Raw genomic sequence first — 15,889 nt, 5'->3', positions numbered from 1 at the left:
CCCATTTCAGAGGAAATCACCATGTCAGCCGACACCGCCGCGGCCGTTCCCCGGCCGCCAGCCCGCACCGCCTCGACGCCCGTGCTCACGGGCGCGGAAGCGGTCGTCCGTTCTCTCGACCTGCTCGGGGTGACCGACGTCTTCGGTCTTCCGGGTGGCGCCATCATGCCCGTGTACGACCCCCTCATGGACGACGAGTCGGTGCGCCACATCCTCGTCCGGCACGAGCAGGGCGCCGGTCACGCGGCCGAAGGCTATGCCGCCGCATCGGGTCGTGTCGGCGTCGCGATCGCGACGTCCGGTCCCGGCGCGACGAACCTCGTCACCGCGATCGCCGACGCCTACATGGACTCGGTGCCGATCGTCTGCATCACCGGCCAGGTCTTCTCCACCCTCATGGGAACGGATGCCTTCCAGGAAGCCGACATCGTCGGCATCACGATGCCGATCACCAAGCACTCGTTCCTGGTGAAGCGCGCGGAAGACATCCCGGGTGCCATCGCGGCCGCCTTCGAGATCGCCGCGACCGGTCGCCCCGGCCCCGTGCTCGTCGACATCACGAAGGACGCCCAGCAGGCCGAGGCGCCGTTCGTCTGGCCGCCGAACATCGACCTCCCGGGCTACCGGCCGGTCACGAAGGCGCACGGCAAGCAGATCCAGGCTGCGGCTCAGCTGATCGCCGACGCCAAGAAGCCCGTGCTGTACGTCGGCGGCGGCGTGATCCGCGCCCGGGCCTCCGAGGAGCTTCGTTCGCTCGCCGAGACGACGGGTGCGCCCCTCGTGACCACGCTGATGGCTCGCGGTGCGTTCCCGGACTCACACCCGCAGCACCTCGGCATGCCCGGCATGCACGGCACGGTGCCGGCGGTGCTCGCGCTGCAGGAGGCCGACCTCATCGTCGCCCTCGGGGCCCGCTTCGACGACCGTGTCACCGGCAAGGCGGCCCTGTTCGCGCCGAACGCGAAGGTCGTGCACGTCGACATCGACCCCGCGGAGATCTCGAAGATCCGCACCGCCGACGTGCCGATCGTGGGCGACCTCAAGGACGTGCTCGTCGACCTCGACGTGGCGTTCCGCGCGGTCAGCGGCGGCACCGCGCCCGACATCGCCGAGTGGTGGTCGTTCCTCGATGGGCTGCGCGACGAGTTCCCCCTCGGCTACACCCAGCCCACCGACGGCCACATGTCACCGCAGTACGTGATCCAGCGCATCGGCGAGCTCACCGGCCCCGAGGGCGTCTACGCCGCCGGCGTGGGCCAGCACCAGATGTGGGCCGCGCAGTTCATCAAGTACGAGCGTCCGAACGCGTGGCTCAACTCGGGCGGCGCCGGCACGATGGGCTACTCGGTTCCCGCGGCGATGGGCGCGAAGGTCGCCGAGCCCGATCGCGTCGTGTGGGCGATCGACGGCGACGGCTGCTTCCAGATGACCAATCAGGAACTCGCCACCTGCGCGATCAACAACATCCCGATCAAGGTCGCGATCATCAACAACTCGTCGCTGGGCATGGTGCGCCAGTGGCAGACGCTGTTCTACGACGGCCGCCACTCGAACACCGACCTCAACACCGGCCACGGCACGGTGCGCATCCCCGACTTCGTGAAGCTGGCGGAGGCGTACGGCTGCCTCGCGATCCGCGTCGAGAAGGAAGAGGACGTGGATGCTGCGATCCAGACGGCGCTCGAGACGAACGACCGCCCGGTGGTCATCGACTTCGTCGTGAGCGCCGACGCGATGGTGTGGCCGATGGTGCCGCAGGGCGTGAGCAACAGCTTCGTCCAGTACGCGCGGGACCACTCGCCCGCCTTCGACGAGCAGGAGGACTGAGACATGACGAGTCACGTGCTGAGCCTCCTCGTGGAGGACAAGCCCGGTCTGCTGACGCGCGTCGCCGGCCTGTTCGCCCGGCGCGGCTTCAACATCGAGTCGCTCGCGGTGGGCGTCACCGAGGTGCCCGGGCTCTCGCGCATCACGGTGGTCGTGGACGTCGACGAGCTTCCCCTCGAGCAGGTCACCAAGCAGCTCAACAAGCTCATCAACGTCATCAAGATCGTCGAGCTCGACCCCGCGGCATCCGTCCAGCGCGAGCACATGCTCGTGAAGGTGCGCGCCGACAACCAGACCCGTTCGAATGTGCTCGAGGTCGTGAACCTCTTCCGCGGCCAGATCGTGGACTACGCGCCCGACGCGCTCGTGGTCGAGGTCACCGGCGACAAGGGCAAGGTCGACGCATTCCTGCGCGCGCTCGAGCCCTTCGGCATCAAGGAGCTGGCGCAGTCCGGCCTCGTCGCGATCGGCCGCGGCGGCAAGAGCATCACCGAGCGTGTGCTGCGCGGCTGAGTCCCCGGCATCCACTACTTCCAGAACCGATCAATCAAGGAGAAACACGAAGATGGCTGAGATCTTCTACGACGCCGATGCCGACCTGAGCATCATCCAGGGCAAGAAGGTGGCGATCGTGGGCTACGGCTCGCAGGGCCACGCGCACGCCCAGAACCTTCGCGACTCGGGTGTCGAGGTCGTCATCGCGCTCAAGGACGGCTCGAAGTCGATCGAGAAGGCGCAGGACGAGGGCTTCGAGGTCAAGTCGGTCGCCGACGCGGCCGAGTGGGCCGACGTCATCATGATCCTCGCGCCGGACCAGCACCAGCGCGGGATCTACAACGACAGCATCAAGGACAAGCTGACCCCGGGCAAGACGCTCGCGTTCGCGCACGGCTTCAACATCCGCTTCGGCTACATCGAGGCGCCCGAGGGTGTCGACGTCATCCTCGTCGCGCCCAAGGCGCCGGGCCACACGGTGCGCCGCGAGTACGTCGCGGGCCGCGGCATCCCCGACATCATCGCCGTCGAGCGCGACGCGACGGGTGGCGCCTGGGCGACCGCGCTGTCGTACGCGAAGGCCATCGGCGGCACCCGTGCCGGCGTGATCAAGACGACCTTCACGGAAGAGACGGAGACCGACCTGTTCGGCGAGCAGGCCGTCCTCTGCGGCGGTGTGTCGCAGCTCGTCCAGTACGGCTTCGAGACCCTGACCGAGGCGGGCTACCAGCCGCAGATCGCCTACTTCGAGGTGCTGCACGAGCTCAAGCTCATCGTGGACCTCATGTGGGAGGGCGGCATCGCCAAGCAGCGCTGGTCGGTCTCCGACACCGCCGAGTACGGCGACTACGTCTCGGGCCCGCGCGTCATCGACCCGCACGTCAAGGAGAACATGCAGGCTGTGCTCGCCGACATCCAGTCGGGCGCGTTCGCCAAGCGCTTCATCGACGACCAGGACAACGGCGGCGTCGAGTTCCTCGAGCTGCGTGAGAAGGCCGCCGCCCACCCGATCGAGTCGGTCGGCAAGGACCTGCGCTCGCTCTTCGCGTGGAAGCAGCAGGACGCGGACTACGTCGAGGGCTCGGCCGCGCGCTGACCCCGATTCACCGAAGGCCCGGTTCCCGCTCGCGGGGTCGGGCCTTCGGCGTTTCCGAAGTGGGTTGAGGTGCCGACGTGCGGAGACATCGGATGTTTGTGTCAGGATGGGAGCACACACACGGAAGGCGAGTGGGGCGAGAATGCGACAGCAGTGGTTCGACGAGGCGCGATTCGGGATGTTCGTGCACTTCGGCCTGTACAGCGGTGCAGCACGGCACGAGTGGGTGCAGAACTACGAGTTCCTGACCGACGAGGACTACCTCCCGTACTTCGAGAACTTCGACCCGGACCTGTTCGATGCGCGGGCGCTGGCCCGGCGCGCGAAGGAGACGGGCATGGGCTACGCGGTGCTCACCACGAAGCACCACGACGGCTTCGCACTGTGGGGCACGGCGGTAAGTGACTTCAACGCGGTCGCGGCGTGCGGCCGGGACCTCGTGCGGGAGTATGTCGACGCGCTCCGCGCAGAAGGGGTGCGGGTGGGCCTTTACCATTCGCTCATCGACTGGCACCACCCCGACTTCACGGTCGACGGGAACCACCCGCGACGGGCCGACGAGGACGTCGCCGCCCTCAACGAGGGTCGCGACATGGGGCGGTATCGCGAGTTCCTGCACGCCCAGGTGCGCGAGCTGCTGACCGACTACGGGCAGATCGACTACCTGTTCTTCGACTTCACCTACCCCGAGTCGATGGACGGGCTCGCGGGCAAGGGCCCGGAGGACTGGGACGCCGAGGCGCTGCTAGCGATGTGCCGCGAACTGCAGCCCGAGATGCTCGTCAACGACCGGCTCGGCATCCCGGGAGACTTCGTCACGCCCGAGCAGTACCAGCCGACGTCCCCGCTCGTGGTCGACGGCGTCCCTCAGGTGTGGGAGGCCTGCCAGACGATGAACGGCTCGTGGGGCTACCACCGCGACAACACCGAGCAGAAGCCGGCGACGCTGCTCGTCCAGATGCTCGCGGACTCGGTCTCGATGGACGGCAACATGCTCCTCAACATCGGCCCGGACGGCCGCGGGGCGATCGCCCCGCGGGACGAGCGCACGCTGGCCGAGATCGGCGAATGGATGCGGCTGCACCGGGGTGCGATCGTCGGCGCCGGCCACGCGGGCTTCGAGCCGCCGCGTGAGGGCGTCTACACCAGGCGAGGGCGGAAGCTCTATCTGCACCTGCTGTCGTGGCCGCTGGGCTTCGTGCACCTTCCTGGTCTTGCCGGCAATGTCAGGTACGCGCGATTCCTCCACGACGGCTCCTGGCTTCGCGCGTCGGCGGCGGATCCCGGTCAGAAGGCGGTCAACATGACGCCGGCGGGCGAGGCGGAGGGGACGCTCACCGTACACCTCCCGGTCGCCAGGCCGGACGTGCTCGTGCCCGTGATCGAACTCACGCTCAGCGAGGACTGACAGTCAGGCGGTGGGCATCTCGAGGTTGTCGAGGGCCCACCGCGCGGCACCGTGCAGGATCGCGTCGGCGCGCGTCTGCGCGGCCTCGATCCGCAGCTGCTGAGTGGCCAGGGGGTGGCACGCCTCGTAGACGCGGCTGCGCACTGCGGCGATGAAGGGCTCCGACGCGCTCATGCTGCCGGTCAGGAACACGGCATGGGGGTTGAAGAAGTTGACCACGCCCGAGAGCGCCTGGCCCAGGTGGGTGCCGGCGGTGCGGACGATGGTGGTCGCCTCGGGCTCGGCGTCGCGGGCCAGCGCCAAGACGTCCGCGGTGGTCTCGACATCCGTCCGTCCGCGCTCGCGCATCTGGCGGACGAGGCTTGCGCCGCTGGCGACGGTCTCGAGGCAGCCGGTGTTTCCGCAGGAGCACGGGATGTCGCCGCTGCCGTCGATGCGCGTGTGCGTGATATCGCCTGCCGCACCCGTGGCCCCTCGGTGGATGTGGCCGTCCACGATGATGCCGCTGCCGATGGCCGTGCCAGCCTTGACGGTGATGCTGTGGCCGTTCGCGCCGAACTGCGCGCGGTGCTCGCCGAGTGCGGCGAGGTTCGCGTCGTTGTCGACGGCAACAGGCACGCCGTAGCGGCGCCGCACGTAGTCGGGGACACGGAAGCCGGGCCACCCGGGCATGCGCGACGGCTGCGTGACGGTTCCGCGGTCGATGTCGACCGGGCCAGGAAGGCTGATGCCGATCGCATGGATCGTGGTGTCCCGCGCGAGCTCGTCGAAGACATCACACACGGCGTCGAGCGTGGCCTCGGGGCCGTCCGCGAGGGCGACCGGGATGGAACGCGTCTCACGCAGCTCGCCGCTGAGCGAGTGTGCGCCGATGCGGGCGTGGCCGCCTCCGAGGTCGACCGTCAGCACGATCCCCGAACCCTCGTCGATGCCCAGAAGCCGTGGACGCCGACCGCCGCGTGACGTGCCGTCGCCGCGCTCGGTCACGAGCCCGGCGTCTATCAGCGTCTGCACCCTCAGGCTGACGGTCGACGGCGCGAGGCCCAGCGCCGCGGCGAGCTCGCTGCGCGAGCTCGCCCGCCCGCGCGCGATCAGATCGATGATCCGCCGGGACAGGTCCTCGTCGGCGGAAGAGCGGTCGGTGTCGGGGGTCATGTTCCCTCTCGCGGGTGTAGGCGGCCGTGTTTCCGAGACGTGACGAAGTATCACACGTCGATAAACATCCGATGTTCGGGTTGCGTCACCGATCGAAACCTGCGAGGGTGACTTGCGACACAAGAGTACAAGGTTGTTTCGAGAATCGAAATAACCTGAACCAACTGGCTGCCATAGGAGGCATTCGATGAAGAAGTTGCGCGTTGGCGCGGTGGCCGCAGCCACCGGCGTAGCGGTGGTGCTGACGGGGTGCGCGAGCGGTTCCGGTGGCGAGGGTTCCACCGACGGCAAGCCCACCATCGTCGTCGACATGTGGGCGGGGAGCGAGGACGACACCACGGCTCTCGAGAAGCAGGTCGCCATCGCGCAGGAGGAGAACCCCGATGTGACGATCAAGCTGCAGACCGCGCCGTGGAACGACTTCTTCACGAAGCTCACCACCAACATGGCCAGCGGGAACATGGCGTGCGTCACGGGCATGAGCGGCGCGCAGCTCGGTGGGTTCACCGACGGATTCCGCGAGCTGACGGCGGAAGACCTCGAGACGGCGGGCCTCGACTTCGCCGACTTCAACCCGGGCGCCGAGGGGATCCTGAGCTTCGAGGGCGGGCTGTACGGCGTTCCCTTCGACGTGGCGACGATGCTCGTCTACTACAACCAGGACATGCTGACCGCGACCGGTGCGGCGACGCCCGAGATCGGCTGGACCTTCGACGACTTCGAGGACGTCGCGACGACCGCGACCGCCGACGGCAAGTACGGATTCGGCATGGGCATGGGCGGATACCAGTGGATGTCGATGCCGATCGCGCTGTCCGGCAAGCAGCCGGCGTCGGAGGACGGCACGCTTCACATCGACGACCCCGACTTCGTGGACGCGGCCTCGTGGTACTCCGGCCTGGTCACCGACCTCGGAGTCGCGGCACCGGTCGCCTCGGCCTCCGACACCGGCTGGGGAGAGAACCAGTACACCGGCGGCAACGCGGCCATGGCCGTCGACGGCACGTGGAATGCGGTGAGCTACCTCAACAACGAGTCGGGCTTCGCCGCCGGCATGGCGCCGCTCCCGGCAGGTGACCACGGCAACTCCGGACCGATCCTCGGATCGGGCTACGGCATCTCGAAGACGTGCGACAACCCCGAGGCCGCCCTCAAGGTCATGGGTTCGCTGCTCGGCAAGGACGCGCAGGACTACATCGCCTCGTCGGGCCGCTCGTACCCGGCGCGCACCGAGTCGCAGCCGCTGTACTTCGACTCCATCGACGAGCAGTACCGCGAACAGGTCCAGACGGTCTTCGAGTCGGCGTTCGCCACCACCGTGCCGCTGTACATGACGAAGAACTGGGAGAAGCTCGACAGCTACATCCAGCCGAACCTCGTCAGCGTCTACAACGGCCAGATGGAGATGTCGGACCTGCTGGAGAGCGCCCAGGCGCAGTTCGGCAACTGACCGGGTTCGGCCTCGAACCCTCGCACGTGAGCAAGAGAGCAGAGCAATGACGACCACGACGACGACACGTCGCGGGTCGCTCGCCAGGGCCGAGGCCCGCCAGGCGCTGGGCTTCGCAAGCCCGGCCCTGGTGGGGCTCGCCCTGTTCACGATCGTGCCCGTCGGGCTCTCGATCGTGATGAGCGTCTACGACTGGCCGACGTTCGGCGACCGCACCTTCAACGGCGTCGAGAACTACGCCAAGCTGTTCACCAGCAGCCCGGACTTCTGGCCGGCGCTGCGCAACTCCGCGGTCTACACGCTGCTGTACGTGCCGCTCAGCATTGCCCTCTCGCTCGCGCTCGCGATCGGGCTGGGGCCGCGCATCCGCGGTCGCGGAGCCCTCCGCGTGCTCTTTTTCATCCCGGTCGTCGTGCCCATGGTGGCCAACGTCCTGGTGTGGAAGATGATGCTGCAGCCGCAGGGCCTGTTCAACGGGCTGGCGCAGAGCTGGTTCGGCATCACGCTGCCGAACTTCCTCGCCGATCCCTCGTGGGCGATGATCATGGTGGTCGCGATGAGCGTGTGGCAGGGGCTCGGCTACAACATGCTGATCTTCTCCGCGGCGCTCGAGCAGCTCCCCGAGAGCGTGCTCGAGGCGGCCAGCATCGACGGCGCCCGGGGCTTCCGCCTCGTCTGGAGCGTCATGATCCCGATGATCTCGCCGTCGATCTTCTTCGCGACGATCATGACGATGATCACCGCCCTCCAGGTGTTCGCCCAGCCGCAGCTGCTGACCGGCGGCGGCCCGGGCAACGCGACGAAGCCGCTCGTCATGTTCATCTGGGAACAGGGGTTCACCTTCGGCGACCTGGGACTCGCTGCAGCAGCGGCGTGGATCCTTTTCGCGATCATCATCCTCATCACAGGCATGCAGTTCGCCGCGCAGCGGAAGTGGGTGCACTATGAGCACTGACACCGAGACCGAGACCGACAAGGAAGCGTCGGTGATCGAGCAGACGCTGCTCATGACGTCCGACGACGAGTTCGTCGAGGAGCCCCCGGCGCGCCGCCGCACCGCCGCCCGCACGCCCGGCGAGCGCATCCGACTTGTTCTCGCGCACATCTGCATCTACCTCGCGGCGCTCATCTTCGTCGCGCCCCTCGTCTATGCGTTCTTCTCGGCGCTCAAGCCCAACGAGGAGATGTTCTCGATGCCGCCCACGCTGGTCGGCTCGCAGATCAAGTGGGGCAACTTCGCGGAGGTCTTCGCCTACGGGCCGTTCCTGACCTATATCGGCAACTCGCTGTTCGTAGCGATCGCCGGCACCCTGGTCGTCCTCATCGTCTCGACGACCGCTGGCTACGCGTTCGGGCGCCTGCGCTGGAAGGGGCGTGACGCGGTCTTCGTGCTGTTCCTGGCCACGCTCATGGTGCCGGCCGAGGTGCTCGTCATCCCGATGTTCCAGGTGATGCAGTGGTTCGGATGGGTCAACACCTATCAGGCGCTCATCTTCCCGTTCGCCTTCACGGCGTTCGGCACCTTCCTCATGCGTCAGTTCTTCCGCGGCATCCCGTTCGAGCTCGAAGAGGCTGCCCGGGTCGACGGCTCGGGTCCGGTGCGCACCTTCCTCCAGATCATCCTTCCGCTGTCCAAGTCGGCGGTGGCTGTGCTCGCGGTGTTCACCTTCCTGTCGTTCTGGAACAGCTACCTCTGGCCGCTCATCGTGACGGTCGACTACGCGACGCTGGGCACGCTTCCCGTGGGCCTCGCCAGCTTCTCGGGTCTCACCGGCACGCGCTGGGATCTGCAGATGGCGGCCGCGATCATCTCGATGATCCCCACCACGATTCTCGTGATCGTCCTGCAGAAGCACCTGGTGAAGGGCATCGCGATGGCCGGGCTGGGCGGCCGATGAGCGGGTGCGCAGAGGCCCCCGCCGTCGTCGCCGGCATCGACATCGGGGGCACGAAGACCTCCGGCGCCCTCGTCGCCGCGGACGGCAAGGTGCTGGCGCGCGCGACGCGCGTCACCCCCGCCCGCGCCGGCGGCGCCGCGATGGCAGAGACGGCGGCGCTCCTCGTCGAGGAGCTCGCCGACGACACGGGCGTGCGTCCCGATGCGGTCGGCGTCGGCGCGGCGGGGGTCGTCGATCCGCAGAGCGGTGCCATCCGCGCCGCGTCGGACATGTTCGTGGATTGGGCGGGATTCCCGCTCGGCGAGCGCCTCGGCGACCGACTCGAGCTCGAGGTGCGCGTCGAGAACGACGTCAACGCCTTCCTCCTCGGCGAGACCGCGTGGGGCTCGGGGCGGGGGAGCGACGTGCTCGGCGTGATGCTCGGCACCGGTGTCGGCGGAGCGCTCGTGCTCGACGGAGCACTGCGCCACGGTCCATACGGCGCTGCCGGCGAGATCGGCCACACTCCGGGCTACAGCGATCTGGTCTGCACCTGCGGTCGCACCGGCCACCTTGAGACCCTGGCCTCGGGCACCTCGATCTCGCGCCGCTATGCGGCCGCGACCGGCGAGGTCGTCGTATCCGCGCGGGTCGTGGCCGACCGGGCGCGAACCGGCGACCCCGTTGCGAAGGCCGTGTTCGACGACGCCGGGAGGGCGGTCGCCCTCGCGTGCATCTCCGCCGCGACCCTCGTCGACGTGCCCCTCGCGGTAGTCGGGGGCGGGGTGGCCTCCGCATGGGACCTGCTCGCTCCTGCTGTCGAGGCCACGCTCCTGACCGATCCGCCGGTGTCCGGCGCTCCCTTGCGCATCGTTCCCGGAACCCTGCGCGGTGACGCGGTCGTGCTCGGTGCCGCGGCCCTGGTGGCGGCATCCGATCGTTCCATCCCCTCCGAATCGTTCGCAGAAGGTGAGCTCGTCCGTGACGTCGCGTCCTGACCACGACCAGATCTGGAAAGGCCCCCTGGGCCCGCTCCACCCGGCGGGGCTCGCGCGCCCGCGTATAGGCATCGGCGGCATCTCGATCGAGTCGAGCACGTTCTCACCGCACATCTCGGGTGACGAGGCGTTCACGATCCGCACCGGAGATGAGCTGCTCGCGTACTACCCCTTCCTCTCCGAGGGGGAGGAGCTGCGGGATGCTGCGACCTGGGTCCCGCTCACGCACGGGCGGTCCCTGCCCGGCGGGGCGGTCGACCCGCAGACCTATGCGCGCATGAAGCAGGCGATCGTCGAGGGGATCCGTGCGGAAGGCCCGTTCGACGCGTTCTTCTTCGACATCCACGGAGCGATGAGCGTCGTGGGCATGGACGACGCCGAGGGCGACCTCGCGATTGCGGTGCGCGAGGCGCTCGGTCCAGACACCCTCGTATCGGCGTCGATGGATCTGCACGGCAACGTGTCGGACGCCCTTTTCGACGCCGTCGACCTCATCACCTGCTACCGGATGGCGCCGCACGAGGACTGGATGAACACCAAGCAGCGCGCGGTGCACAACCTGCTCGAGCGACTGCGTGGTGCCTTGGGTGCCGACCCGGACGCGCGACGCCCCTACAAGGCGTGGGTGCGCGTCCCGGTGCTGCTGCCCGGCGAGAAGACGAGCACGCGGCTCGAGCCCGCCCAGGGGCTGTACGGCACCATCCCGGATGTCGAGGAGCTCGAGGGCGTCGTCGACGCCGCGGTCTGGGTGGGCTACGCGTGGGCCGACGAACCCCGTTGCCACGCCACCGTCATCGTGACCGGCGACGACCCGGATGTGATCGCCCGCGAATCGGAGCGGCTCGGACGGCGGTACTGGGATGCACGAGCGGACTTCGTCTTCGTGGGTCCGACGGCGAGCCTCGACGAGGCGCTCGACGAGGCTCTGGCGGACGACGCGCCGCGGCCCTACGTCATCTCCGATTCCGGTGACAACCCCACCGCGGGCGGCGCCGGAGACGTCTCGTGGACCCTCGGTCGCCTGCTCGAGCGGGCCGACCTCGACGATGCGTCGCGCACGGTGCTCGCGGCTTCCGTGTTCGATCCGGAGGCCGTGAGCACCGCCCAGGCGGCGGGGATCGGCGGCACGGTCACGGTGCACGTGGGCGGCCGTGTCGACCCCGGGCCGCGGGGGCCGGTCGAGGTCACCGGCGAGGTGTTCTCGATCACCGACGGCGACCCGGTCGCGGGCACGCAGGTCGTGGTACGCCGTGGAGCCGTGCACGCGATCGTGACCGAGCGGCGCAAGCCCTTCCACTCCCTCGACGACTTCCGGATGCTGGGACTCGACCCTGAATCGGCCGACATCGTCATCGTGAAGATCGGCTATCTCGAACCCGAGCTCTACGATCTCGCCGCGGGCTGGACGCTCGCGCTCACCCCCGGCGGCGTCGACCAGGATCTGCTGCGCCTCGGCCACTCCCGGCTGCGCCCCGGAACCTACCCGTTCGCCACGACCGACGACGAGCCCGACCTTGCGGCACTCGTCACCCGACGCCGCGGCACGGAGGCACGCGCATGAACTTCGAGACCCGCACCGGACCCGACCTCGGCGACGCGGCGCCCGAGTACCCCGAGACGCCGGTTCCCGACTGGTATCGCGACGCGAAGCTCGGGTTCTTCATCCACTGGGGCGTGTATTCGGTGCCCGCATGGGCGCCGGCCCACCCTCCCGGGGGAGTGCCGACCGAGGACGCCTATGCCCACCACCAGTACGCCGAGTGGTACGCCAACACGGTGCGCATCGCGGGGAGCCCGACGTGGCGGCGCCACCAGGAGCTCTACGGCACGGGCACGAGCTACGAGGACCTCGCGGAACAGTGGAATCCCGATGGGTTCGACGCCGACGCATTCGTCGGCGCGCTCGTCGACGCGGGCGCGCGCTACGTCGTGCCCACGACGAAGCATCACGACGGCTTCTGCCTGTGGGACACCGCGACGACGACGTTCAGCTCGGCCCGCCGCGGGCCGCGCCGCGACCTGATCGCCGAACTCCACGACGCGACGCGTCGCGCGGGCACGAGGTTCGGCGTCTACTTCTCGGGCGCGCTGGACTGGCACGTCAGCGACCACCCGCCGATCGAGTCCGACACCGACCTGTTCCGGTTCCGCCGGGCGGACGAGTGGTTCTCGCGGTACGCCGCCGCCCAGCTCGACGAGCTCGTCGACCGCTTCCGCCCCGACCTGCTCTGGAACGACATCGAGTGGCCGGACGGCGGCAAGGGGCAGCAGGACTACGCGGTCGCCGCTCTGCTGCGCCGCTACCTCGCCGCCGTGCCGGACGGCGCAGTGAACGACCGTTGGGGCGTGCCTCGGCACGGCTTCCTCACGCGCGAGTACACCCACGTCGCCGACATCGTCGCCGAGCCCTGGGAGTCGACGCGTGGACTCGGGTACTCCTTCGGCTACAACCAAGCGGAGGATGCGAGTCATTCGCTGTCGGGCGACGCCCTTATCCGGCTCCTCGCCGACGTCGTGAGCAAGAACGGCAATCTCCTGATCAACGTCGGCCCGCGCGCCGACGGATCGATCCCCGAGCTGCAGCAACGCGCCATGCGGGAGCTCGGAGCGTGGCTCCGCCGCGACGGCGACGCGATCTACGCCACGCGCCCGTGGGTGCGCGCGTACGAGGAGACCGGCGCGCCGCGCGCCTACACCGCTGCCGAGGGTGTGGTCAACGTGATCGCGCTCGACCCCGCCTCGGGCGAGTTCGATCTTCCCGAGGAGCTCGCCGGCCGGCCTGCCCGTTGGGCGGACGGCACCGAGGCTGCGCTCGAGCGTGCGCCCGACGGTCGCGTGTACGCGACCGTCCCCGACGCCTTCCGGACCGAGCCGGCGGTCGCCCTCCGGGTCGAGCTGTGATCCCGACGGTCGTCGAGATCGCAGTGCAGGACGCCGCGGGTGCTCGCGCGGCGATCGAGGCCGGCGCCGATCGACTCGAGCTGTGCCAGGCGCTCGTCGTCGGCGGTCTCACCCCGTCGATCGGGTCGATCGAGGCCGTGTGCGACGCGGTCGGGGCCGAGAAGGTGAACGTGCTGGTGCGTCCCCGGGGCGGCGGCTTCGTGTACGACGCCGACGAGGTCGCAGTCGTCACGGCCGACATCCGCGCCTGCGTCGCGCGGGGGGTGGGCGGCGTCGTGGTCGGCGCGCTCGAGCGCGACGGCCGCGCCGACCGCGAGGCGCTTCGCTGGTGGACGGATGCCGCGGGCCCTGCGACGCTCGTCTTCCACCGTGCGATCGACGCGTCGCCGCGCAGCGCCGAGGTGTTCGAGACCCTGCTGGCCGAGGGCATCGGCCGGGTGCTGACGTCGGGGGGCGCGGAGCGCAGCATCCAGGGGATCGACCGCCTCGAGGCGTACGCCCGCCTCGCCGGGCCGGACCTCGAAGTGACGGCAGGCGGGGGAGTGGCGCCGGCCGACATCCGCCACCTCGTCCGCGCCGGCGTGGGCGCCGTGCACCTCTCGGCGCGCCGGCGCGCGGGGCTCGGCGCGTCCGCGGGACCCGGCGGCGGCACGGACGGGCACGATGTCACCGATCCGGGGATCGTGGCGGAAGCGGTGGCCGCCGCCCGGGGTTGAGCACCGCTGCCGGTCGGAGCGGTTGCTGAGAGTTTCCTCATCCGCGGACTCTTGTCGCCGTGCCCGGGAGCGTGGTTCGATCCTCGCCATGGGAGAAAACATGCCTGATCACGCATCCGACCACGACCTCGGGACCACGGCGGAGAACCCGCCCCACTCGGGTCTGAGTCGACGCAATTTCCTCGTGGGTGTCTCCGCGGCGAGTGTGCTCGCCGCGGCCGGATGGGTGCAGTCGCCGCAGGCGTTGGCCGCACCCGGCGGGAAGTCCGTGACCATCACCATCATGGGCACATCCGACATCCACGCGAACGCGCTCAACTGGGACTACTACAAGGACGCCGCCTACAGCGACAGTGCGGGCAACACGATCGGGCTGGCTCGCGTGTCGAGCCTCGTGAACCAGATCCGTGCAGATCGGGGACGCGGCCGGACGCTGTTGTTCGACGCCGGCGACACGATTCAGGGGTCGCCGCTGGGCTTCTACTACGCGACCGTCGACCCGGTCACCGCGTCGGGTGCGATGCATCCGATCGCGGCCGCGTTCAACGCGATCGGCTACGACGCCGTGGCCCTCGGCAACCATGAGTTCAACTACGGGCTCGACTTCCTCGACAACTGGATCTCACAGTTGGATGCCCCGGCCCTGGCCGCGAACGCCGTGCACGCGGGCACGACCGATCCCGCGTTCCGCCCCTATGTCGTCAAGAAGATGAACATTCCCGGCTACAAGCCGATCCGCGTCGGCGTGCTCGGCCTCACCAACCCCGGCGTCGTCATCTGGGACAAGGCGAACGTGAGCGGCCGCATCGACGTGCTCGACGTCGTGGAGTCGGCGGCGCGCTGGGTGCCCGTGATGCGGGCGGAGGGCGTCGACGTGGTCGTTGTGAGCGTGCACGCGGGCGACAGCGGGCTGTCGTCGTACGGCTCCGACATCCCGGTCGAGAACGCGTCCGCCCTGCTGGCCGAGCAGGTGCCCGGCATCGACGCGGTCCTCTTCGGTCACGCCCACCAGGACGTCCCGCAGCGGTTCGTGACGAACAAGGCTACGGGCAGGCAGGTCGTCATGAGCGAGCCGAAGAACTGGGGTCAGCGCCTCAGCGTGTTCGACCTCACGCTCACGATCGACCGCGGCAAGTGGGCGGTCACCGGAGCGAAGTCCCTCACCGTCAACACGAACACGGTCGCCGACGACCCCGCGCTCGTCCAGGTCGTGAAGGCGCAGCACGACGCCGTCGTCGCGTACGTCAACACGCCGGTCGCGACCTCCACCGAGGTGCTCTCTGCCGCCGAGTCGTGCTGGAAAGACACCGCGATCCTCGACTACATCCACCACGTGCAGATCGACACCGTGTCGAAGGCGATCGCCGGCACCCCCGAGGCATCCCTTCCGATCATCTCCCTCGCGGCGCCGTTCAACCGCGCCGCGACGTTCCCGGCCGGGCAGGTCACGATCAAGGACGTCGCGGGGCTGTACATCTACGACAACACGCTGCTCGGGTCGGTGATCACGGGCGCCCAGATCAAGGACTATCTCGAATACTCGGCCAAGTACTTCCAGCAGGTGGCACCCGATGCCCCGGTCGCACCGGCCACCTGGACGAACGCGCTCAACACCCCGGATTACAACTTCGACCAGTTCTCGGGCGTCACATACGACATCGAGATCTCCCAGCCGCAGGGTTCGCGCATCGCGAACCTCGCCTTCGGCGGAGCGCCGGTGGCGGCCGACCAGCGGTTCGTGGTGGCGATCAACAACTATCGGCAATCAGGTGGCGGCGGGTTCCCGCACGTCGCGACCGCGCCCGTGGTCTACAACGCGCAGGTCGCGATCCGCGAGGCGATTGTGGCGTACGCCTCGGCGACGGGAGTGATCGACCCCGCCGACTTCCACGTCGCGAACTGGCGGCTGGTGCGCGCGGGCGTGCCGGTGTTCTGACCACGCGCGGCCCGGTGAAGCGCGGGCGCG

The 15,889-nt window shown here is 69.1% G+C and carries 13 protein-coding genes; 12 read left to right on the top strand and 1 reads right to left on the bottom strand.

The annotated features are described in order from the left end of the window. Positions 1-21 precede the first annotated feature (21 nt). The 4 genes from ASF40_RS07790 to ASF40_RS07775 all read left to right on the top strand — a co-directional run bounded on the left by ASF40_RS07790 (position 22) and on the right by ASF40_RS07775 (position 4,826). On the top strand, positions 22-1,827 hold the full coding sequence (locus ASF40_RS07790) for an acetolactate synthase large subunit (RefSeq protein ID WP_056367670.1): 1,806 nt from the start codon (positions 22-24) through the stop codon (positions 1,825-1,827). Positions 1,828-1,830: 3 nt separating this feature from the next. Then, on the top strand, positions 1,831-2,340 hold the full coding sequence (gene ilvN / locus ASF40_RS07785; protein ID WP_045297961.1) for an acetolactate synthase small subunit: 510 nt from the start codon (positions 1,831-1,833) through the stop codon (positions 2,338-2,340). Continuing rightward, positions 2,324-3,418, top strand: a complete 1,095-nt coding sequence (gene ilvC, locus ASF40_RS07780) for a ketol-acid reductoisomerase (RefSeq protein ID WP_268776122.1) — start codon at positions 2,324-2,326, stop codon at positions 3,416-3,418. Before ilvN ends, ilvC begins: the two co-directional genes overlap by 17 nt. Positions 3,419-3,560: 142 nt before the next feature. After that, a complete protein-coding gene (locus tag ASF40_RS07775) occupies positions 3,561-4,826 on the top strand; it encodes an alpha-L-fucosidase (protein ID WP_056367668.1) in 1,266 nt (421 codons plus the stop codon). Positions 4,827-4,829: 3 nt separating this feature from the next. On the opposite strand, the gene ASF40_RS07770 is transcribed toward ASF40_RS07775, so the two are convergent. Continuing rightward, positions 4,830-5,981, bottom strand: coding sequence for an ROK family transcriptional regulator (locus tag ASF40_RS07770; protein ID WP_056367666.1), 1,152 nt, complete (start codon positions 5,979-5,981; stop codon positions 4,830-4,832). A gap of 187 nt (positions 5,982-6,168) precedes the next feature. Here ASF40_RS07770 and ASF40_RS07765 point away from each other — a divergent pair, with 187 nt between their 5' ends. From ASF40_RS07765 to ASF40_RS07730, 8 genes are all read left to right on the top strand, one after another. After that, on the top strand, positions 6,169-7,431 hold the full coding sequence (locus tag ASF40_RS07765; RefSeq protein ID WP_235560166.1) for an ABC transporter substrate-binding protein: 1,263 nt from the start codon (positions 6,169-6,171) through the stop codon (positions 7,429-7,431). A 46-nt stretch (positions 7,432-7,477) separates the two neighbouring features. Then, positions 7,478-8,386: a carbohydrate ABC transporter permease gene (locus ASF40_RS07760; protein WP_056367664.1), complete on the top strand. Its 909-nt coding sequence runs from the start codon at positions 7,478-7,480 to the stop codon at positions 8,384-8,386. After that, on the top strand, positions 8,376-9,329 hold the full coding sequence (locus ASF40_RS07755) for a carbohydrate ABC transporter permease (RefSeq protein ID WP_235560165.1): 954 nt from the start codon (positions 8,376-8,378) through the stop codon (positions 9,327-9,329). Before ASF40_RS07760 ends, ASF40_RS07755 begins: the two co-directional genes overlap by 11 nt. Next, the gene (locus tag ASF40_RS07750) at positions 9,326-10,306 is read left to right on the top strand and encodes an ROK family protein (RefSeq protein WP_056367662.1); all 981 of its coding nucleotides are present in this window, start codon (positions 9,326-9,328) and stop codon (positions 10,304-10,306) included. The genes ASF40_RS07755 and ASF40_RS07750 overlap by 4 nt, the downstream gene beginning before the upstream one ends. Beyond that, positions 10,290-11,867 (top strand): M81 family metallopeptidase, encoded by a 1,578-nt coding sequence (locus tag ASF40_RS07745; RefSeq protein WP_056367659.1) that lies wholly within the window; start codon positions 10,290-10,292, stop codon positions 11,865-11,867. The genes ASF40_RS07750 and ASF40_RS07745 overlap by 17 nt, the downstream gene beginning before the upstream one ends. Then, on the top strand, positions 11,864-13,207 hold the full coding sequence (locus ASF40_RS07740; protein WP_056367657.1) for an alpha-L-fucosidase: 1,344 nt from the start codon (positions 11,864-11,866) through the stop codon (positions 13,205-13,207). The genes ASF40_RS07745 and ASF40_RS07740 overlap by 4 nt, the downstream gene beginning before the upstream one ends. Beyond that, the gene (locus tag ASF40_RS07735; protein ID WP_327037403.1) at positions 13,204-13,923 is read left to right on the top strand and encodes a copper homeostasis protein CutC; all 720 of its coding nucleotides are present in this window, start codon (positions 13,204-13,206) and stop codon (positions 13,921-13,923) included. Before ASF40_RS07740 ends, ASF40_RS07735 begins: the two co-directional genes overlap by 4 nt. Positions 13,924-14,023: 100 nt before the next feature. Continuing rightward, positions 14,024-15,859, top strand: a complete 1,836-nt coding sequence (locus ASF40_RS07730) for a 5'-nucleotidase C-terminal domain-containing protein (protein ID WP_056367655.1) — start codon at positions 14,024-14,026, stop codon at positions 15,857-15,859. The last annotated feature ends 30 nt before the right edge of the window (positions 15,860-15,889 follow it).

Origin of the sequence: Microbacterium sp. Leaf288 (assembly GCF_001422925.1) — a bacterium.
Classification (GTDB): domain Bacteria; phylum Actinomycetota; class Actinomycetes; order Actinomycetales; family Microbacteriaceae; genus Microbacterium.
The sequence above is the reverse complement of the archived record's forward strand: the minus strand, read 5'-3'. Positions and strand labels throughout refer to the sequence as shown.

Coding starts and splice junctions, on each gene's coding strand:
- ASF40_RS07790 (WP_056367670.1), top strand. CDS start 22: ATGTCAGCCGACACCGCCGCGGCCGTTCCCCGGCCGCCAGCCCGCACC.
- ilvN (WP_045297961.1), top strand. CDS start 1,831: ATGACGAGTCACGTGCTGAGCCTCCTCGTGGAGGACAAGCCCGGTCTG.
- ASF40_RS07775 (WP_056367668.1), top strand. CDS start 3,561: ATGCGACAGCAGTGGTTCGACGAGGCGCGATTCGGGATGTTCGTGCAC.
- ASF40_RS07770 (WP_056367666.1), bottom strand. CDS start 5,981: ATGACCCCCGACACCGACCGCTCTTCCGCCGACGAGGACCTGTCCCGG.
- ASF40_RS07765 (WP_235560166.1), top strand. CDS start 6,169: ATGAAGAAGTTGCGCGTTGGCGCGGTGGCCGCAGCCACCGGCGTAGCG.
- ASF40_RS07760 (WP_056367664.1), top strand. CDS start 7,478: ATGACGACCACGACGACGACACGTCGCGGGTCGCTCGCCAGGGCCGAG.
- ASF40_RS07755 (WP_235560165.1), top strand. CDS start 8,376: ATGAGCACTGACACCGAGACCGAGACCGACAAGGAAGCGTCGGTGATC.
- ASF40_RS07750 (WP_056367662.1), top strand. CDS start 9,326: ATGAGCGGGTGCGCAGAGGCCCCCGCCGTCGTCGCCGGCATCGACATC.
- ASF40_RS07740 (WP_056367657.1), top strand. CDS start 11,864: ATGAACTTCGAGACCCGCACCGGACCCGACCTCGGCGACGCGGCGCCC.
- ASF40_RS07730 (WP_056367655.1), top strand. CDS start 14,024: ATGCCTGATCACGCATCCGACCACGACCTCGGGACCACGGCGGAGAAC.